Raw genomic sequence first — 19,288 nt, forward strand, 5'->3', positions numbered from 1 at the left:
TTTTAATCTCTTTACAACATTCTGTCAAGAATTGAAATCATCAATCATGCATCATTATGCATTTCAACCATAGCCCGGCGAATTTCCTCATAGCCGAATCCGCGGCGCATCAGATAACCGATCGTTTTTCGTGTCTCCTCCTCCGATGCGTCTGCGGAGTAATGCCTTTTCTTAAGAATTTTTTTCAATGTTTCTTCTGCCGGAGGTGCGTTTTCGGCAAAAATCTCGCGGATGATTTCACGCTCTATCCCCTTGGTCCGGAGTCGCTGTTCGATCTCTCTCCTGCTCTTTCGGCATCCGGCAGTTTCAATGTAATTCCGTGCGTATTCCGCATCATCAATGTAATGATATCGCTTTAAGAATAATACCGTTTCCTGAACAATCGAATCCGGATACATTCCCTGTCTCAGTTTCGACCACACTTCCCGCTCCGTCCGGGCCTGTGATTTCAGATAGTACAGCGCGCGTTCCCGGGCTCTTTTCGGAAGAATCTCTGTCATCACAGTTTCATAGACTTCCTCGGTGAGTTTCTCCCCTTCTTCAATGTGAAACCGGCGCATCTCGCCGTTGTACAGTGCAAATGCGGCCTCCCCGTCCAGCCAGATTACGGTTCGCCGGGAATCCAACGGCTCTGTCTTATCCACCAAATACATATCGCAATCCTCTTTTTTTGACTTTTCGAGCTTCCTCTTCCGGCATAAACGACAGCATCCCGGAGCATTGCTGCCCCGGAATGCCGTTCAAATATGTTTTATTTTGTCTCTTTTACCGGTTTCAGCACTGCTTCCTCTTCCACGCCATCCGGCTTCTTTACCGGCGCTTCCTCCGCAGAAGCACCACCGTTCAGTCCGTACAGCTCACGAACCTTGCGTTCGATCTCTTCGCAGACCTCCGGATTCTCCTGAAGATAGACCTTGGCATTTTCACGTCCCTGACCGATCTTTTCTCCGAGATATGCATACCATGCTCCGCTCTTGTTGATGATATCGTTCTTCTCGGCGAGATCCAGAATATCGCCTTCTTTGGAGATGCCCTTACCGAACATGATATCGAATTCCGCCTCCTTGAACGGCGGAGCAATCTTATTCTTCACAACCTTGACGCGAACATGGTTTCCGATAACCTCACCGCCGCGTTTCAGTGACTCGGTTCTGCGAACATCCATACGAACGGAAGAATAGAACTTCAGCGCACGGCCTCCGGTTGTCGTCTCCGGATTGCCGAACATAACACCGACCTTTTCACGAAGCTGGTTGATAAATACCACGATACAGTTGGACTTGCTGATCACTGCCGTCAGCTTGCGCAGTGCCTGAGACATCAGGCGGGCCTGAAGACCCACATGAGCATCTCCCATCTCTCCGTCAATCTCTGCCTTCGGTACAAGAGCAGCAACCGAGTCGACGATGACAATGTCCACCGCACCGGAACGAACCATGGTCTCGGTAATCTCCAATGCCTGCTCACCGCTGTCCGGCTGGGAGATATAGAGGTTGTCGATATCGACACCGATATTTCTCGCATATACCGGATCCAAAGCATGCTCCGCATCGATAAATCCGGCGATTCCGCCGCGCTTCTGGACTTCCGCCACCATGTGAAGAGCAACGGTGGTCTTACCACTGGATTCCGGACCGTAAATCTCGAGAATTCTTCCGCGCGGCACGCCGCCGAGTCCGAGTGCGATATCCAGACTGAGCGATCCGGTCGGAACCGTCTCAATCTCCATGCCGGCCCCCTGATCACCGAGCTTCATCACGGCGCCCTTACCGTACGCTTTCTCAATCTGTGTGAGCGCGGCGTCCAATGCTTTCAGCTTGTCATCTTTGTTCATAAGTGGTCTCCTCCGTAACTGTATCATCTCAGAACGTTCTTTTTTCGAACATTCGTTCATTTCTGTGACTATCATACTTCCTGAACTCTCCCCTGTCAAGAGAATTTCTTTCCCACAAATCCAAATCCTGTGCTATGATATTCTGCGTAAAAATTCGTTTCACTGTCCGGCAGTTCGGCCGGGCAGCATATCTTTGCACGAAAGGATATCTTATGGGAGGCTTTTTCGGAGTCGTATCGAAACGCAGCTGCACGAATGACCTGTTTTTCGGAACAGATTATCATTCACATCTGGGAACCAGAAGAGGCGGACTGGCCGTGTACGGAAAGGACGGTTTTCACCGGTCCATCCACAACATCGAAAACACACCGTTCCGAAGCAAATTTGACCGGGACCTGGATGAATTGGAAGGAAATCTCGGAATCGGGTGTATCTCCGACATGGAACCGCAGCCGCTCCTCATCCATTCTCATCTCGGAACCTACGCGATCTGCACAGTCGGCAAGATCAACAACAAAGACGAACTCGTCCGGGAAGCGGACGAACGGCGCCACGTCCAGTTTATCGAAATGAGCGGCGGAGAAATCAACGCCACCGAACTGACCGCATCCATCATCAATCAGGGTGATTCCATCGTCGAAGGTCTGCAGCTCGCACAGCAGAAAATCGACGGTTCTATGACAATTCTTCTTCTCACTTCAAAAGGTATCTATGTTGCCAGAGATCTTCTGGGCCGCACACCGGCTGTTCTCGGCAGAAACAATGACGGATACTGCATCTCCTTCGAAGATTTCGCATACTTTAATCTCGGATATGAAACCTGCCACGAACTGGGCCCCGGAGAGATCGACTTTGTCACCCCGGACGGCTACGAGTGTCTCGCACAGCCAAGGGACAAAGAACGGATCTGCTCCTTCCTCTGGGTTTATTACGGTTATCCGAGTGCATCCTATGACGGGGTCAGCGTCGAGCAGATGCGCTATGAATGTGGAAAAATGCTGGCCAAACGTGACAATGTCTCCGCTGATTCCGTCGCAGGCGTTCCGGACTCCGGTATCGCTCACGCCGTCGGATACGCCAACGAATCCGGCATCCCGTATGAGCGCCCGTTTATCAAATATACCCCGACCTGGCCGCGTTCCTTTATGCCGACCCGCCAAAGCCAGCGCGAACTGATCGCTCACATGAAACTCATCGCCGTGGAATCCCTGATCCGCAACAAGCGGCTCCTGATGATTGACGACTCCATCGTCCGCGGAACACAGCTCCGAAACACCACCGAATTTCTGTATGAGCGCGGTGCAAAGGAAGTTCATATCCGCCCGGCATGTCCGCCGCTTCTGTTTGGCTGCAAATACATCAATTTCTCCCGCTCCAATTCCGATTACGACATGATCACCCGTCGGATCATCCGGGAACGGGAAGGGGAAAACGTCTCCAAAGAAATCCTGCTCGACTACGCAAATCCGGACAGCCGGAATTACAAAGAGATGGTTGACGAAATCTGCCGCAGGCTGAACTTCACCTCCCTTCAGTTCCAGCGCCTCGACGATCTGGAAGAATCCATCGGAATCGGCTCCTGCCGGCTCTGCACCTACTGCTGGTCCGGCCGGGAATAATCCGTTGTCCCTACTGTATCATTGATAAAATACTGGATTCAAGAGCAATAACCACGATTTTCAAACATCCGTTCGATTGTATTTGATTCTTCTTTTGTACAGGATCACCAAAGAATACAGACGACGGCCTCATGCAGGAACAAAGTCCGCAAGCGGACTTCGGTTCCCCATCCCCTCAGTCCTGAGGGGAGCCCCGCGGACTTTGCGCGCCGCCGCTGGTCACCGTCAGGTGACAGCTTCCTTACAGCGGCGTGCGCATCCTCGCGGAGCGTTTTTGTTTCATAGGAAATTTCGGAGAAATTTTCTATGAAACAAAAAACCGGCAGATGTCTGGCGTGTTTCCACGAACTGACATCTGCCGGTTTAGTATATTTAAAACTATAATTTCAAAAATTGCGAGACACCCCGCCCGAACAGTTCGAAAAACCGCCGGGAACTCCCGTTCCGTTCCGAATGTCCCCCGGGCAGTTTTCCCGTTCTCAGCGAATCACTCTCTTGGAGTGCATGGAGAATGCATCCATATCGTAATCTTTCAGATTCTCCTTTACCGTGCGGTCATCCGCCTCGGCGATCATAGACTCACGAATCTTCTTTGCCTCCATCGGTGTCTTGTTGGAGCTCGGTCCGGCGATGCAGCCGCCTTCACAGATCATACCTTCCACAAACTGCTGCGGAAGCTTGCCCATCTTCATAAGAAGAAGTGCTTTCTTGCACTCCGCCGCACCGCTGCAGCGAAGAGCGGAAATATCTCCGCTCTCTCCCATCTCCTTCATGCACTCGATCACCGCGCTGGCAACGCCGACCTGGCCGAATCGTTTTCCGAACTGGCTGGCCTGCTGTGTGTCGTTCGGCTCCGGAAGAAGTTCCACATCCTTTGCTTTCAGCATGGCGCGGATCTCCCCGTAGGTGAGGGCATAGTCCACATTTCCCGGAATGTTCAGATCCATTGCCTCACTCTTCTTGGCAATACACGGGCCGATGAATACCGTCGTCACGCCCGGATCCTTTGCCTTCAGCATACGGGACAGCGCCACCATCGGCGATACGGAAGTGGACACATTATCGATCAGTTCCGGATAATGCTGGCGAATCATATTGACAAAGGCCGGACAGCAGGACGTCGTCATCTTCTTGTCCTCGTGCAGAGCCTCAAGCCACTCTTCCGCTTCCGCCCATGCGGTCATATCACCGCCGAGTCCGACTTCATACATATCGTAGAAGCCGACCTTCTTCAGCGCGGTTCTCCAGCTGGAGTAGGTGATGTCCGGCCCGAACTGTCCTTCGGTTGCCGGTGCCATCATGGCAATGACTTTCTTGCCTGCATTGATCAGTCGGATCAGGTCTACCATGAATGTCTTTGAACCGATCGCGCCGAACGGGCAGCTGTGGATGCAGTGTCCGCACTGGATGCACTTCTTCTCATCAATCACACAGACGCCAAACTCGTCATAGGTGATGGCATCCGCCGGGCAGACCTGTTTGCACGGACGCTCCAGATGGGCAATGGCATTGTACGGGCAGGCCTTCGCACACATACCGCACTCACGGCATTTGTCCGGATCAATGTGGGCTCTGGTCGCTTCCATGGTGATCGCGCCGAAATGGCAGGAGTTCTGACATGCCTTACCCATACATTTACGGCAGTTGTCCGTAACGGTGTACGATGCGATCGGACACTCCTCGCAGGCCGCATTGATAACCTGAACCACATTGGTTGTGTCGCGGTCGCTCGGGCACTTTCCCTCCGCCAGACGGATTCGCTGGCGAACGATCTCTCTTTCCTTATAGATACAGCAGCGGTAACTTGCCTTCGGACCCGGAATCAGGCGGTACGGAAGAAGATCTCTCTCCTCATCCAGTTTTCCGTCCCACGCCAGCTTTGCAACCTCCCGCAGGATCTTATGCTTAAATTTCAGTATCGTCGCGTCATTTGTAATCATTGTATTTCTCCCGAAATGAACTTCTTATATTAATAATATTTTACCGTGACCCGTTTTCCGAGACCGCGCATCGCATTCACGAGTCTCTTGGTCAGGGCCTGACGGATTCCCAGATCGATCGGCAAATCCGGGTTCTGATATGCACTGTTGACCGCTGTTCCGATAAACATGGTCAGATCCGTGCACTCTTCAATCAGCATTTTCGCCATAACCGATGCGGCATTCTTCCGATCCAGTTCTCTGAAAAATGCAGCAGAGGGCAGGGCCAGCTTCCGGTATTTTTCCAAAAGTTCCACCACTCTCCGGAGAGTGAGAATCCCCTCCGTCACCAGATCCACGCCCTCCATATTTGCCGTTGGCGGGATATCCGGATCCATATAATCCAGCGAGATCGTCAGCGGTTTCCCGATTTCCCGGGATACGATCGTCGCGGTCGTACCGCCGGAAACGATCTTTTTCGCATCCGGATCCTCCATAAACTCTCTGGTAATGACCGGATCCATATCCGCATCCCGCGGCGGTCCGGTCATAATGTGAACCTTCTGAGCCTCAATGATCCGGACACAGACAACAGTCGTGTCATCATCCGGATTACCCTCATAAAGTTCCCGGCACCGGTCGGTGAGTGAAACGGCAATGCGGACCGCCGATGCGGAGTGACCGCAGACTTCCGCCGCGTACGCCGCGGCCTGTCTCCACTGCCAGCCGAAAGGATACGCCGAACGGCCGGTACCGGCATGAGTCACGCCGTCGCTGACGAGAATCAGGGTATCTCCCTTTTTCACCATGAAGCGGCACTCACGGATCTTCTGACCGCTGATCACCCGCGTGGTGACCGGGAGATCGGCGGGAACACCGGATTTGAGATAAATAACCGGCGGATTGTCGTAATTGACCAGATAGACTTCACCGTTATTGAAAATCTGAAGAATGGTGAACGTGGAATACGCAACCTGACGGACTTTTTCCACCGGAAGCGTGTTCACCACCGTCTCTACGCACTCTTCCAGCTTTGCTCCCTGGGCAAACATGGAGCCGAGAATCTTCGCCGTGAGGGTTGAGAGAATGCTGGCCTGTACGCCGCTTCCCATGCCGTCCGCCAGAATCATGACATCGGAATTCTCTGTTTTGAGCATCTCGACCGTATCGCCGCAGAGATACTCCGAATGTTTATTCAGACTGTGCTTCGACACATCGACCGTAATGCTCATTTCAGCGGACCTCACTTTCGTGTTCTGTCTCAAACAGGGAACAGAGTTTTGTCAGGGTCGTCTGCGTTTCCGCAGTCGTCTCGCCGAGCAGCCCGGCAATCTGCTGTGCAACGCGCATCTGCTTGTAGATGACATTGTGTGCCAGATCTACCGTCTCTTTTCGCTTCTGGTATTCTTTTTCCATCTGCTGCTCCTCTGCGGTCACGTCAATGATCGTGAGGATAACATAATCCGACTCCGGAACATAGGCAATATTCTGAAATGTGATGAGGTTCCGCTCCGGATACATCACACGTTTTCCCTGAACGCTGATATGACTGTCAAACACTTCCTGCACATCGCCGGTCGCCATAAACTCGCTCAGAACATGCTGATACATTTTTTCCGCCGGAAGTCCGAAGAAACTCTGAACCGCCGCGGAACAGTCGAGAATGCGCAGATTCTCATCCAGAATCAGAATGGCATTCGGCGTGGTCTCCATAATCATATGCGCCAGGGAGCTTGCCCTCTTGTGAAGATACGGAATACACATTTCCAGTTCCGCTTTTCCCTGAAATACCGCAATCGCTTTCGCACGGCAGGTGCTGTAACCGCACGCACCGCAGTTCAGATCCTGATCCGGATGCATTTTTCCGGTCGCGCTCAGAATCTCTCGAATCTGCTCTTCCGTCGGCATTTTCTCCTTCACGGAACGATCCGTAAAACCGCGGACAGCCTGATATTTTGCCATCTTCTCCGAAAGCCAGCCACGGTCGGCAGGGTATTTCGGAAGTGCCTCTTCCAGCTCCAGTTTCAGTTTGAAACCGGTTGTTCTGCGAGATGCCTCCGGTCCGTTAATGCATCCGCCATGGCACGTATTCATCTCAATAAAACAGTTGTTTACCGCACCGGACTGGATGGCTTCACAGATCTCCTTACAGTCCTCCACGCTGCTCGCGTAGAGTTTGCGGTAGTGATCCGTGATTCCTCTCGCTTCCTCCTCCGCGCGCACCGCACGGAGAAGTCCTCCGCTGAGGGAATAACGGAGGTTTGCCCCCAGATATTCGTCGCTTCCCTCATCCGGTTCGCAGTCTTCCAGACAGATCTTCTCTTCTTCCATCCACCGGCGGAAATCCTCAAAACTCAGGACACAGTCCGGCCGGGTCGTGCGGCTCCGGTCCTTCTCTGCCAGGCAGGATCCCATGAATGCGATCACAGCATCCGGTCCGAACTCGTCACGCAGCATATGAACATGCATACCGGACGGAATCTTGACCGGCGCAAGCTGCGGAATCAGATCCGGATAATGCACTTCGATGAGATTGATTACGGAAGGACAGGCAGTCGAAATGATGTTTTTCATGCTGCCTTCCCGGAGAAGCCGTACATACTCGATCGTATCCAGCGCCGCTCCTTCTGCCGTGCTGCGGATCTCGGAAAAGCCGAGTTTTCTCAGCGCAGTCTTCACCCGGCGGTAATTGCCGACGCCAAAAACGCCGATTGCCGACGGTGCAAGGGAAAGAACCACCTTGCGTCCGTCCCGGATCAGCTCTTTCACCTTCTCGAGATCACTCGCCATCTTTTTGGCAGACTGCGGGCAGTGAACCAGACACTCGCCGCACAGAATACAGCTGTTCGGAAGAACAAATGCATGTCCGTCGCGGAACGCAATGGAATTGACGCGGCAGCTTCTGACGCATCGATAGCAGTGCCGGCATTCCGCCGCATTAAAATCAATAATCGCCATGTTTCGCCTCCATATCGCAGGGCCCCGTTATTCTCACGGCAGACGACCGGACGGCCGCACCGTTCTGAACGTCTCTCAGACTCTGGTCAGTACCTGTTCCTCGAAGAATGCCTGCGCTGTCTCCGGCTTCACGCTGTAGATTTCCGGCTGATCATCGATGGTCACACAGACACCCTTGCGGCAGTTTCCGCTGCAGAAGGCTCCGGTAAGGTTCACTTTTCCCTCTAATCCGTGAGAAGCAACCAGCTCCTGAAGAATGCGGATGACATCGCGGGATCCTTTCAGATGACAGGCAGAGCCGATGCAGATCGATACTTTCATAGAATATGCCTCACTTTCGTGCATTATATACGGTAAATGCAGCTCTGAGGCCACACTTACTCAGTTTCCTTTATTGTGCATATTATCGCATAACCGCTATTTATATTCAATTCTTTTCCGGACGGGAAATGTACCCTATGGCATACAATCTGACAAAGAAATAACAAAAGTAATCATATTTTATCCGAAGCCCCAAAATGGTGTTCTGCCCTTCCCCGCAGAGCATCCCCGCAGAGCAGTTTGTATGTCGTCGAAAAGATCGGGAATCTTTCCAAATAAAATAAGAAAGCAGAACAAAGTCCGCAGGCGGACTTTGTTCTGGGACAAAAAGACCGGCAGGGAATCTGGGGCTTCCCTACCGGGTCTGGTCAATCGGGTTGTGTTGCGGTTTTAGATCGGATCAGATTGAATTTGAACCGGTCAGATATGCATTCCTTCTTCCCAGCAGTCTGTCTTTCCTTCCAGACCGACGGTGGAAGAATGGAATACCGGATTCTTTCCTTCTGCCTTCTGCTGGAGGTAATCTTTCTCCGCACGGAAAGCGACGCGATGAAGGATGAAGATAACCGGCAGGTTGATGATAGCCATGATACCCATCAGGATATCGGCCACATTCCATGCAAGGTCCATCTGTGCAATTGCACCGAAGAAGACGATAAAGGTGCAGATAACCCGGAAGCACTTGAGGAAGGTCTGGCTCGGAACACCCTTATGAATGTAATTCAGAAGGTTTCCGGTGTAGTAGTAGTTTCCGATCAGTGTTGTGAATGCGAACAGGATCATGGAAACGGTGATGAAAACCGGACCGAATGTGCCGAGAGTGGACTGGAGGGCAGCCTGAACGTACGGTGCGCCTGCAAGGTCCGCATTCGGAGCGATACCGGAGCACAGACACATCATTGCGGTAGCGGTGCACAGAAGAAGCGTATCGATGAATACGGAGAGCATCTGAACGAGTCCCTGCTTAACCGGATGGCTTACATCGGCTGCAGCGGCGGCGTTCGGAGCAGAACCGACACCGGCCTCGTTGGAATAGAGACCTCTCTTGATACCCATCATGATTGCAGAACCGGTGAATCCGCCGAAGATTGCCTGAAAATCAAAGGCCTCGGAGAAGATCTTTCCGAATACCATCGGAAGATTTCCGATGTTCAGCAGGATAACAACGAGAGAAATCAGTACGTACAGAGCACCCATGAACGGAACCAGAGCAGAGGTGGTGCTGATGATTCTCTTGCCGCCGCCCCAAAGACAGAAGCCAAAGAGTCCCGCAAGAACGATTCCGATGATGACCGGAGATGTGCTCGGATCATAGAAAGAATAGCCGCTGAATGTGGACTGAAGGTTGTATGCGCAGAGCATATTGAAACCGCCTGCGTAAGTAATCAGCATGCTGACCGCGAAGAGCAGTGCCAGCGGACGGCTGTGGAGTGCTGCCTCGATATAATAGGAAGGACCGCCGTAGAAGTTGCCTTCCGGGTCTTTCTTCTTATAAATCTGAGCAAGTGTACTCTCGACAAATGCGGAAGAACCGCCGATGATGGCGATGATCCACATCCAGAATACCGCGCCGTAGCCGCCGGTGCAGATTGCGGATGCGACACCGACAATGTTGCCGGTACCGACACGGGAAGCGGTGGAAACCATCAGAGCCTGGAAGGAAGAAACAGAGCCTTCCTTGGATGGCTTTTCCATGATGACGCGGAGCGACTCGGCGAACATGCGGAGCTGAACAAATTTACTTGCAAAGGTAAAATAGATACCGGCTGCAAGCAAAATGATGATCAGCAGATAGGTGTACATGAAGCTGTCGAGGTCGCCAGTGAGTTTGACAAGACTTTCCATACAGATATTATCCCCCTTTTTTTCTCTGCTTGGACCGCATTCCCTACATTGGGGAATACCGCCGTACAGGTATGACAGCCTGCCCCAGAACGATGGTATTCAGCGGACCTTATAGCAGTTATGTTAGCACAAGAATATCAAAATAGAAATGGAATTCATGAAAAAGGAGTTGTTTTGGTTATATGGAATCCGTATAACGCATAACGTGCATTTTTTGCAAATAAGAAAAGCCGTTTTTTCCCTGAATTGCGCTGGTTTCAGGGATGAGCCGGAAGAAATGGAAAAAATATGCAAAAAAAAGTTGTTGACATGCCTGAAATACCGTGGTACTATATCTGAGGTTTCGCGAGAGACCTAAAACAAAATAAGCTGCTGTGGCTCAGTCGGTAGAGCGTCGCATTGGTAGTGCGGAGGTCACGGGTCCGATTCCCGTCAGCAGCTTGAACGATGAGACCGCTCAATCTGGAAGAAGTTCTTCCGGTTGGGCGTTTTTTTGTTTCATAGGGAATTTCGGAGAAATCTCCTATGAAGCAAAAATGTGTTCGCATAAAATGCATACACCATTTTAAATATTGTGTGTTATTGTATTGAAAATCGTGAATCTTTTCTTGTCTTCCTCCACCGTTTCCCTTATAATACTTCTTGTAATTGCACGGCTATGGTGGAATTGGCTGGCACGCAGGATTTAGGCTCTTCCGACATACTGCAAGGCTGTGATAAGCGGAATTGGTGGAATTGGCAGACACGCAAGATTTAGGTTCTTGTGTCGCAAGACGTAAGGGTTCAAGTCCCTTATTCCGCACTTACTTAAAAGCAAGAACAAAGTCCGCAAGCGGACTTTGCGCGCCGCCGCTGGTCACCGTTAGGTGACAGCTTCCTTACAGCGGCGTGCGCATCCTCGCGGAGCGTTTAGTTTCATAGGGAATTTCGGAGAAAATTTCCTATGAAACTAAAAAAAATCCGCACAGTTGCGCCGTTTGGCGTGGCTGTGCGGATTTTTTGATTATTCCGTTTTTGTTATTTTCCGTCACACCCTGACTTCCATATGCCCCGTCAGGTGTCTGCTGTGTCGCGGGTGTGTCACATATGTGTCACGGATATGTCTAAACTGTGCCGCGTTATTCCATCATTTCTTCTTTGCCGCGATGGACTCCTGCGCCGGCTTTGCTTCCTTTCCCGGGCCGGATGCGCCCTCATCGCTGTTCTCTGCAGACTTCGAATCCGCAGCATCATTTCCGTCATCGAGGATCTCCGCGCCTTCCTGCGCTGCCTTCATCGCTGCTTCCGGAACAGACTTAAAGAACTCCGGTGTAAACGCATACAGATACTTTACGGTGAACTCACCATTATCCACCGGTGCAACCGTTCCCTCAGCAAAGGTAAATACGGCACCGTCGTCTTCCAGATTCCATGCCAGCGTGCCGTTGGTGATCATTTCCTTGATCTTGCCCTTGACATCCACATCACCAAAGTCTTCCTTGCTGTTCTCGTGAAGAAGACGATCGGCAAGCACATCGGCCAGTTTGTCCGGTTCCGCTACGATATCGGATACCTTCAGCTCATTTCCCGTCTTGGTATCATAGGTTGCCGTATGGTAAACGGTCTTCTCCTCCGCATCCGTCTTGGAATAGCTGGATGCCTGAATGCTGACGTAATCCTGGTTCTGAGTGCTGAACGATACGTCTGAATTGTATTCAAATGCCTTAAACTTATCGCCCTTATCCTTCAGGTTCTTTTCGGCCTCTGACTCCAGATAAGCGATATCTGTTCTTGCGCGCTCAATCTGTGCCTGATTGAATGCTTCGAGTGCCTTTCCGATGGGCTTATCTTTCAGTGAATCCGGAATGACAACCTGCTCGTAATAACCCTCAACCAAAACTGTTCCGTCAGCGTTCTTTCTCTCCACTTCCACGTTTCCGGTCGGGATCTTCAGATCGCCTTCCTCGAACTCTGACTCATTGATCTCATTAACCTCCATAGCGGCATCCGTCTCACCGTTATCCGGAGCAGACTCCGCAGCGGTTGTCACAGCCGAAGTGGTCACATCCGCTTTCTTGCTTCCGCACCCTGCTGCCAATGCAGCAGCCAGAACTCCTGCTGCCAGTACTGCACAGTATCCTGTCTTTTTCATAAAGTTATACCTCCTGCGTAATCATGCAGGACGACCGCTGCCGTCACATCCGGATCCTTCGTCCGGCCGGTATCGTTTCCGGCGATCCTCTGATCCCTGCTGACGTACTTTGTCCGTTCTTTCCTGCATATTCACGAGTTTAATACAACTTTCCGTCCATTACAAGGAATGGAAAATTAAGATTCACCTACAAATAACTTAATGAATCCGGAAGAACAAAGTCCGCAAGCGGACTTCGGCTCCCCCATCCCCTCAGTTCTGCGGCACATCCGGCCAGGTCTCAATGATCCCCGCCACTTCCAGGAGAGAGGCACATTCCCGGTCGAAGACGCCCTTTATCTCCTCCTCCGCCGGGGCAAGATCCGGAATCATGAACGCCATGCATCCCGCCGCTTTTGCCGCCAGAATCCCGTTCGGACTGTCCTCCAGAACCAGACAGTTCTCCGGCTTTTCGCCGATCTTCTCCGCTGCCTTCAGAAAGATTTCCGGATCCGGTTTGGACTTTTCCGCCTCGTCTCCGCACACCGTGTCCGTAAAATAATCCTTCACGCCGGTCTGCACAAAATACTGCTCCGCCTGGTCCCGCTTCGTCGAAGTCGCGATGCATGTCTTCAGATTTTTCTTTTTCAGCAGCTTCAGAAGCTCAAACAGTCCCGGTTTGATGGGCATTCCGTTTTTCTTCAGATAATTCTGAATATACTCCGTGCGAAGCTTCCGCATCTCATAATACAGCTCTTCGCTTCCGTACCACGATGCGAACGCCGCCGCATTGGCCGGTACGGACCGGCCGCGGAACAGGAGAAAATGTTCCCGGTCCAGTCCATTGTTCTTCGCCTTCGCGGCTCTGAGCCAGCCCTCCATCGAAAGCCGCTCCGTGTCAAACATCGTTCCGTCCATATCAAATAATACTGCTCTGATCATTTTTTCCTCCCGGCTCAGTCCGATGGGCTTGCCTGTCTTTTGCACCGCCAGCCCGGGTCTGAAAGTTTGCTTTCAGGCTTATTCCTTCCCCTTGGGCAAATCATTTGCCCTGCGCTCATGGGTCCGGTAATACTCCATTTTCATATCATACATTTTTCTGTCCGCCCGCGCGCAGGCCGCCTCAGTACTTTCCTCCGCCGCCTTCTCCGCGATTCCGTAGGAAAAACTCAACAGATAATCACCATACTTCGGATCACATTTCTTTTCAAGGATTTTTTCCAGAACCGGCTCCAGTTCTCCCGGTTTCTGCGGGGATAGAAAGACAAATTCATCGCCTCCGGTCCGGAAGAGCATTCCCTTTCCCCACATTTTTTTCTGGGCAGTCTGTGCAAATGCCGTCAGATACTCATCGCCTTTCTGATGACCTTCCGTGTCATTGTATTGCTTCAGGCCGTTCAGATCAAAGGCAATGATGGTCATGTTCTTCTTTTCAATACTGCGCATATGATTGACGTAGCTGTAATAGTTAAACACATGCGTCAGCTGATCCGTGTTCTCATAGAGATTTGCCACCGCGCGGTAGAGGAAATAATATGCAATCGCGATGCTTCCCCAGGACGTCGTATAATCATTCTGATGTGCTTCCGCGATCTGGCCGATCACGACAATGATCACAACCATGGTGAGAAGCACCTTATCCTTCGGATACTGTGCAAAACTGTGGACGTAATACCGGTACAACAGCCAGAGAAAGTATAACACCTCCAATGCCGTGTAAATCATACTTCCCGGAAGCTGTATCATCTGTGCGTTTTTCGTTATAAAAATCAGCGGAATCCAAATATTCAGAATCGCAATCAGAATAAACCATGGGCCGGTCATATGAACAAGAATCCGCTGCTGCAAAGTGACATTTTTCTGATTGATCCACAAAAGGAGGGTGATCACCGGAGGAATGAACGCGTAACAGATGCTGTCAATGGTATTCAGGATAAAATCCTGATTCGGCCATTCATTTCCCAAATGGGCAACCAGCTGCCACAGCTGATTGCCGGTCAGAAGACACACCAAAAAAACGCCGGAGATGTAAAAATTCTTTTTCACCTCCGGCTCTATGATCTGATCCTGTCTCAAACTGTACATAATATAGAAGAGAATAGCAATCTCAATGAGATGTGAGTATATAATCATATGCCGTATCCTGTTTAGCCCCGTGCGAAGAAATACCGCCTTCCGCAGATAGTTCTTATGCAAACGAAAATATCTTTTTCCATAATAATCTTAATCAAAACACACATCGGCTGAATACGGATATATATAACCACGTCCGCAGGCAGGCTTCGGCTTTCCCCGTTCCTTCCGCAGAGCATTTTCAGTGATGCCCCAATGCCATTCCGGTCTTTACCATCCGGAACATCCGGACGGCCCCGCGGAAATAGAGTTCTTCCGCGTGCTCCATGGCTTCCACCAGACTCATGGGCGCATCCACTGTCGTCATGAGCGACGCAATCCCGTGCTCATACATCTTTTCATAGTCTTGTCCCAGAGATCCCGACAGTCCGATCACCGGAATTCCGCGCGCCTTCGCCCGCTGTCCGACGCCCTGCATCACTTTTCCGTATGCGCTCTGCCAGTCTGTCCGGCCTTCTCCGGTCACAACCAGATCCACATTTTCCAGTTTTTCATCAAACTTTACCAGATCCAGCACCGTCTCGATGCCGGAGCGAATCTTCGCCTGAAGAAAAAAACACATTGCCGCGCCGAGTCCTCCCGCCGCGCCGCTTCCGGCAATCTCATTCGGATCCGTTCCGAATTCCCGGATCAGAACCTCGCGGTAATGCTCCATGCCCTGTTCCAGTGCTTCGATAACCACGGGAGATGCGCCCTTCTGCGCACCGAAGGTTCTGGTCGCCCCGTCCGGCCCTGTGAGCGGATTCGTCACATCACACATGACGGTAAACTCCGTATCGCGGATCCGCGGGTCGATCCGGCTCAGGTCGATTCTGTCCACACGGATGAGATCCGCCCCGATCCCGCCGTATCCCGGCTCATCCGGGCGCTTCCCGCCGAGTTCACGTCCCTGCGCATCCAGAAAACGGACGCCCAGCGCTCTCGCAAATCCGATCCCGCCGTCATTGGTTGCCGAGCCGCCGATCGCGATCGAGACGCGCCGGCACCCGGTATCCAGAATGAATTTCAGAAGTTCTCCGGTTCCGAAACTCGTGGTATACCGCGGATCCCGCTTTTCCTCCGGAACCATCGGAAGACCGGAGGCCGATGCCATCTCCATCACTGCCTCCTCCGTCCCGATCTTCCCGAAAATGGCAGGTTCCGCTTCCATATAAGGTCCGTGAACAAAAACCCGCTCCAGTTCGCCGCCGCGGGCTTTCACAACAGCCCTCGTCGTTCCTTCTCCGCCGTCGGCAACCGGGACGGTTTCGGTTTCACATTCACCGAAGACCTCCCGCGCCGCGTCCGCAAGAAGCTTTCCCGTCTGTTCACTGGACAACGTCCCCTTAAAGGAGTCCGATGCAAAGAGCAGTTTCATAAATATATCCTCCATCAGGCAGTATCTGAAGGTCTGATTTCAAATGTCGTATCTCACGAATTGACGATATTAACCGGATGTCCCTCTATAAATGCGCGAAGGTTATCCACCGTAATATCCATGATGCGCTGTCTTGCCGCCAGAGCCGCCCAGGAAATGTGCGGCGTAATCAGACAGTTCTTCGCGCCCAGAAGCGGATTATCTCCGCGGATCGGCTCTGTGCTCACCACATCGAGTCCGGCAGCATATACCTTGCCGCTGTTCAATGCATCGGCCAGATCCTGCTCCGCCACAAGACCGCCGCGGCTGTTATTGATCAGGATCACACCATCCTTCATTTTGGCGATATTGTCCTTATTGATAAGGCCTTCGGTATCCGGGAACAGCGGGCAGTGAAGGAAGATCACATCCGACTCTCTGAACAGCGTCTCCCGATCCACATATTCCGCGATCTCTCTCCCGGTGTCACTCTCAAACTTATCATTGGCGAGAACCCGCATATTCATCGCTTTCAGGATCTTTCCGGTTGTCTGACCGATTCTTCCGAAGCCGATGATACCGGCGGTCTTGCCGCTGAGTTCGATCATCGGATAATCCCAGAAGCACCAGTCAATGTTGTGCTCCCAGCGTCCTTCTTTGACCGCCTGATCGTGATGCGCAAAATGGGAGCAGATCTCCAAAAGAAGGCCTACCGCGTACTGGCCGACGATCTGTGTTCCGTATGTCGGAACATTCATGACTGCGATCTTCTTCTCCTTTGCATACTCGTAATCCACCACGTTGTATCCGGTCGCAAATACCGCGATCGCCTTAAGGTTCGGGCATTTGTCGATGGTGTCCTTTGAGATCGGCGTCTTGTTGGTCACAATGATCTCCGCATCCCCGATCCGCTCCGCGATCAGCGGGGACTCCGTCACGGAAGTCCGGTCATAGATAGTCAGTTCTCCGAGAGCCTTCATCGGCTCCCAGCTGAGATCTCCCGGGTTCTCCGTATATCCGTCCAGCACCACAATCTTCATATGATTACTCCTCTCGTATTCCGCTAATCGGCTCAGAATGCAAACAAATTCAGTCCGGTCACCTTGGTGTCATGAATCCGGCCGACCTTTCCCGGAAGGGTGTGCACAATCATCTCGCAGGTTGCGGAGATCCGGCACTCATTCAGATGGCCGCCGTGGATCATCATCTGCTCATCGCAGAGATTGATGTGGAGATGAAGATACACCTCTCCGTCCTTCTCCGTGATGTTTCCGAGCAGGGAAGTGATCTCCATCGGTCCTTCCAATTCTGTTTTGTGGTAGAACTTCTTTTCCACATCGTAGAGACCGATCACCGCTTTGTCCGCCGCGCCGATCGCCTGAACGGATCCGAGGGCAATGTGCTCCTTCGCGCAAAGTTCGGTCAGCGAAGCAATGATCTCCTCGCCGCGGTCAAGACGAACTACATAAGTATCTTCAAACTTTCTGAATTCCATGATAAGTTCCTTTCCTGTTCTTGTTTCTGACTCTTCTTTCTGGTTCTTCTTTCTGGTTCTTGCTTCAGATTTCTGGTTCCGGTTCTTTTGTCTGGTTCTTTTCCTGTTTTTCTCTTTTCTGCAGGCCGGTGACTGCTGCCATTACGGCCAATCCGCGCTCACTTCAATAATCGTCAAACCTTCGCAGCCGCGGCTTCACCGTCTCCGTAATCTTATCTTAAAACGCCGCCAACGGATTGACAAACATTTTAACTTGTATATAACTTGTTTATATACAAGTTTTACTTGTAGTTTTTTCCCCATGCTATCGTTACTTTATGAACGCTGCTCCGGGCGCGGTATCCACCGGCCGAGCCGCGGTTTTTTATCCATCCGAAAGGAATCGCCCCCATGAATCTGAACAGTCTCCGGTATTTTTTGGAAGTATGCAAAGATCTGAATATGTCCCGGACCGCCCGGCGTCTCTATCTCTCCCAGCAGGCACTCAGCCTCCAGATCCGGAATCTGGAGGAGTTCTACGGCGTGACGCTCTTCGAGCGAAAACCAGCGCTTCGGCTGACACCGGCCGGAGAGTCGCTGAGAATCACCGCCGAGCAGATACTCCGTGAGAACGACGATCTGATCAACCGTTTTTCCGCGATCAGCCGATCCCACTACGGAACACTCCGCATCGGAATCTCCACCGTGCGCTCCGAGCTCTGTTTTCCGGATATCCTGCCGAGGTTCCGGAAGAAATGGCCCAACATCCGCATTTCCCTGGTGGACCGCGGCACGGATGACCTTCTGCGCGATCTGGCAGATCACCGACTCGATCTGATCTTCGCTCCCATCGAATCCCCCCGTTATCTGCAGCGTTTCCCGGACGAATTCTCCAAGCGTTTTCTCACCCGGGAGAGAACCTGCCTGATCCTCTCCGATGAGCTCCTGCGGCAGTATTTCGGTCAAAAGGCACCGGAAATCCGGAACCGCGCCCTCTCCGGCACGGATCTGACCGAGTTCTCCGAGATCCCGTATCTTCTGCAGAATCCCGGTTCCCACATGCGGGCGATTGCCGACGAATGTTTTCACAACGCGGGTTTCCGCCCGAATGTCTACATGGAATCCGCCAGTGTTGATCTCCTTCAATCTCTGTATCCCGGAAGCTACGGTGCCTTTTTCGTGCGCTCCAGCCGTTGCCCGCAGCTGAGAAGACTGTACCCGGACATCAACATTTTCCCGATCCGTCAGGGAACAGACTTTGTCGACGTTCCGCTCTATCTCCTCTTTCACAATACAGAACCAAGACCTGCGCATATCACCGATTTCATCGAGTTCACAGCAGAGGCATGGAAATCCATCTCGCTGATGTAATCAGAAAAATTTCGAAAATATATTGAATTGATTCGCTGACGTGGTATAATAGGGTTGTTCTCGGGGACGTAGCTTAGCTGGGAAAGCGCAGCGTTCGCAACGCTGAGACCGCGGGTTCGAATCCCGTCGTCTCCACTATCTGAGTGCATTTTAAAAACCGCTCAACTTCGCCAAATCGGCTTGGTTGTGCGGTTTTTTATTCCATCATTATGTCATTTCCTGTTACACTATGGCTTGTAAAGGTCATTTTTGGGCATCTACTGTGTCACGAATGTGTCACGTTTTTTAGATAAGTTTACATGCTTCCAGCTCGCAGGTGCGGTCATCCACTCCATGCCAGAGTGGCGCCCCGCTTCGCTCGTTTTGTA

15 protein-coding genes and 3 tRNA genes are annotated in these 19,288 nt (G+C 51.8%); 5 read left to right on the forward strand and 13 right to left on the reverse strand.

Annotation, left to right across the window (positions count from 1 at the left end):
• Positions 1-44 precede the first annotated feature (44 nt).
• Together BMW41_RS04545 and recA are read right to left on the reverse strand one after the other, a co-directional pair.
• Complete coding sequence (locus BMW41_RS04545; RefSeq protein ID WP_074649052.1) at positions 45-653, reverse strand: regulatory protein RecX; 609 nt, start codon at positions 651-653, stop codon at positions 45-47.
• Positions 654-751: 98 nt separating this feature from the next.
• Entirely contained in the window at positions 752-1,834 is a 1,083-nt protein-coding gene (recA, locus tag BMW41_RS04550; RefSeq protein ID WP_074649053.1) for a recombinase RecA, read from the reverse strand.
• A gap of 212 nt (positions 1,835-2,046) precedes the next feature.
• Between recA and BMW41_RS04555 the strand changes: the two genes are divergently transcribed.
• The gene (locus BMW41_RS04555) at positions 2,047-3,453 is read left to right on the forward strand and encodes an amidophosphoribosyltransferase (protein WP_074649082.1); all 1,407 of its coding nucleotides are present in this window, start codon (positions 2,047-2,049) and stop codon (positions 3,451-3,453) included.
• Between the two features lie 479 nt (positions 3,454-3,932).
• On the opposite strand, the gene BMW41_RS04560 is transcribed toward BMW41_RS04555, so the two are convergent.
• The 5 genes from BMW41_RS04560 to BMW41_RS04580 all read right to left on the reverse strand — a co-directional run bounded on the left by BMW41_RS04560 (position 3,933) and on the right by BMW41_RS04580 (position 10,496).
• Positions 3,933-5,393: a 4Fe-4S dicluster domain-containing protein gene (locus BMW41_RS04560; protein WP_074649054.1), complete on the reverse strand. Its 1,461-nt coding sequence runs from the start codon at positions 5,391-5,393 to the stop codon at positions 3,933-3,935.
• Between the two features lie 29 nt (positions 5,394-5,422).
• Entirely contained in the window at positions 5,423-6,604 is a 1,182-nt protein-coding gene (locus BMW41_RS04565; RefSeq protein WP_074649055.1) for a PP2C family protein-serine/threonine phosphatase, read from the reverse strand.
• Position 6,605: 1 nt separating this feature from the next.
• Positions 6,606-8,330: a [Fe-Fe] hydrogenase large subunit C-terminal domain-containing protein gene (locus BMW41_RS04570; protein ID WP_074649056.1), complete on the reverse strand. Its 1,725-nt coding sequence runs from the start codon at positions 8,328-8,330 to the stop codon at positions 6,606-6,608.
• A 75-nt stretch (positions 8,331-8,405) separates the two neighbouring features.
• On the reverse strand, positions 8,406-8,651 hold the full coding sequence (locus BMW41_RS04575) for a (2Fe-2S) ferredoxin domain-containing protein (protein WP_031473319.1): 246 nt from the start codon (positions 8,649-8,651) through the stop codon (positions 8,406-8,408).
• Between the two features lie 420 nt (positions 8,652-9,071).
• Positions 9,072-10,496 (reverse strand): alanine/glycine:cation symporter family protein, encoded by a 1,425-nt coding sequence (locus BMW41_RS04580; RefSeq protein WP_074649057.1) that lies wholly within the window; start codon positions 10,494-10,496, stop codon positions 9,072-9,074.
• 368 nt (positions 10,497-10,864) lie between these two features.
• Here BMW41_RS04580 and BMW41_RS04585 point away from each other — a divergent pair.
• Together BMW41_RS04585 and BMW41_RS04590 are read left to right on the forward strand one after the other, a co-directional pair.
• Positions 10,865-10,937, forward strand: a tRNA-Thr gene (locus tag BMW41_RS04585).
• 279 nt (positions 10,938-11,216) lie between these two features.
• Positions 11,217-11,298: transfer RNA gene (locus tag BMW41_RS04590), tRNA-Leu, on the forward strand.
• A 324-nt stretch (positions 11,299-11,622) separates the two neighbouring features.
• Here BMW41_RS04590 and BMW41_RS04595 read toward each other — a convergent pair.
• The 6 genes from BMW41_RS04595 to BMW41_RS04620 form a co-directional block, all read right to left on the reverse strand.
• Entirely contained in the window at positions 11,623-12,627 is a 1,005-nt protein-coding gene (locus tag BMW41_RS04595; protein WP_074649058.1) for a hypothetical protein, read from the reverse strand.
• 252 nt (positions 12,628-12,879) lie between these two features.
• On the reverse strand, positions 12,880-13,548 hold the full coding sequence (locus tag BMW41_RS04600) for an HAD family hydrolase (protein WP_074649059.1): 669 nt from the start codon (positions 13,546-13,548) through the stop codon (positions 12,880-12,882).
• 78 nt (positions 13,549-13,626) lie between these two features.
• Positions 13,627-14,739 (reverse strand): GGDEF domain-containing protein, encoded by a 1,113-nt coding sequence (locus BMW41_RS04605; RefSeq protein ID WP_074649060.1) that lies wholly within the window; start codon positions 14,737-14,739, stop codon positions 13,627-13,629.
• A 181-nt stretch (positions 14,740-14,920) separates the two neighbouring features.
• Positions 14,921-16,096: a glycerate kinase family protein gene (locus BMW41_RS04610; RefSeq protein WP_074649061.1), complete on the reverse strand. Its 1,176-nt coding sequence runs from the start codon at positions 16,094-16,096 to the stop codon at positions 14,921-14,923.
• A 53-nt stretch (positions 16,097-16,149) separates the two neighbouring features.
• Complete coding sequence (locus tag BMW41_RS04615; RefSeq protein WP_074649062.1) at positions 16,150-17,115, reverse strand: D-2-hydroxyacid dehydrogenase; 966 nt, start codon at positions 17,113-17,115, stop codon at positions 16,150-16,152.
• 32 nt (positions 17,116-17,147) lie between these two features.
• Positions 17,148-17,570 carry a PPC domain-containing DNA-binding protein gene (locus tag BMW41_RS04620; protein WP_074649063.1) on the reverse strand — a complete coding sequence of 141 codons (423 nt, stop codon included), beginning with the start codon at positions 17,568-17,570 and terminating at the stop codon, positions 17,148-17,150.
• Positions 17,571-17,960: 390 nt separating this feature from the next.
• On the opposite strand from BMW41_RS04620, the gene BMW41_RS04625 reads away from it, so the two are divergent.
• Entirely contained in the window at positions 17,961-18,920 is a 960-nt protein-coding gene (locus BMW41_RS04625; protein ID WP_074649064.1) for a LysR family transcriptional regulator, read from the forward strand.
• Between the two features lie 62 nt (positions 18,921-18,982).
• Positions 18,983-19,055, forward strand: a tRNA-Ala gene (locus tag BMW41_RS04630).
• Positions 19,056-19,288 lie beyond the last annotated feature (233 nt).

This window comes from [Clostridium] aminophilum (assembly GCF_900101295.1).
Classification (GTDB): domain Bacteria; phylum Bacillota; class Clostridia; order Lachnospirales; family Lachnospiraceae; genus Clostridium_R; species Clostridium_R aminophilum_A.

Bases quoted from the DNA above. Each gene is read 5' to 3' on its own strand.
- BMW41_RS04565 (WP_074649055.1), bottom strand. From the start codon at position 6,604: ATGAGCATTACGGTCGATGTGTCGAAGCACAGTCTGAATAAACATTCG.
- BMW41_RS04580 (WP_074649057.1), bottom strand. From the start codon at position 10,496: ATGGAAAGTCTTGTCAAACTCACTGGCGACCTCGACAGCTTCATGTAC.
- BMW41_RS04625 (WP_074649064.1), top strand. From the start codon at position 17,961: ATGAATCTGAACAGTCTCCGGTATTTTTTGGAAGTATGCAAAGATCTG.
- BMW41_RS04555 (WP_074649082.1), top strand. From the start codon at position 2,047: ATGGGAGGCTTTTTCGGAGTCGTATCGAAACGCAGCTGCACGAATGAC.
- BMW41_RS04575 (WP_031473319.1), bottom strand. From the start codon at position 8,651: ATGAAAGTATCGATCTGCATCGGCTCTGCCTGTCATCTGAAAGGATCC.
- BMW41_RS04610 (WP_074649061.1), bottom strand. From the start codon at position 16,096: ATGAAACTGCTCTTTGCATCGGACTCCTTTAAGGGGACGTTGTCCAGT.
- BMW41_RS04620 (WP_074649063.1), bottom strand. From the start codon at position 17,570: ATGGAATTCAGAAAGTTTGAAGATACTTATGTAGTTCGTCTTGACCGC.
- BMW41_RS04560 (WP_074649054.1), bottom strand. From the start codon at position 5,393: ATGATTACAAATGACGCGACGATACTGAAATTTAAGCATAAGATCCTG.
- BMW41_RS04595 (WP_074649058.1), bottom strand. From the start codon at position 12,627: ATGAAAAAGACAGGATACTGTGCAGTACTGGCAGCAGGAGTTCTGGCT.
- BMW41_RS04600 (WP_074649059.1), bottom strand. From the start codon at position 13,548: ATGATCAGAGCAGTATTATTTGATATGGACGGAACGATGTTTGACACG.
- BMW41_RS04605 (WP_074649060.1), bottom strand. From the start codon at position 14,739: ATGATTATATACTCACATCTCATTGAGATTGCTATTCTCTTCTATATT.
- recA (WP_074649053.1), bottom strand. From the start codon at position 1,834: ATGAACAAAGATGACAAGCTGAAAGCATTGGACGCCGCGCTCACACAG.
- BMW41_RS04570 (WP_074649056.1), bottom strand. From the start codon at position 8,330: ATGGCGATTATTGATTTTAATGCGGCGGAATGCCGGCACTGCTATCGA.
- BMW41_RS04545 (WP_074649052.1), bottom strand. From the start codon at position 653: ATGTATTTGGTGGATAAGACAGAGCCGTTGGATTCCCGGCGAACCGTA.
- BMW41_RS04615 (WP_074649062.1), bottom strand. From the start codon at position 17,115: ATGAAGATTGTGGTGCTGGACGGATATACGGAGAACCCGGGAGATCTC.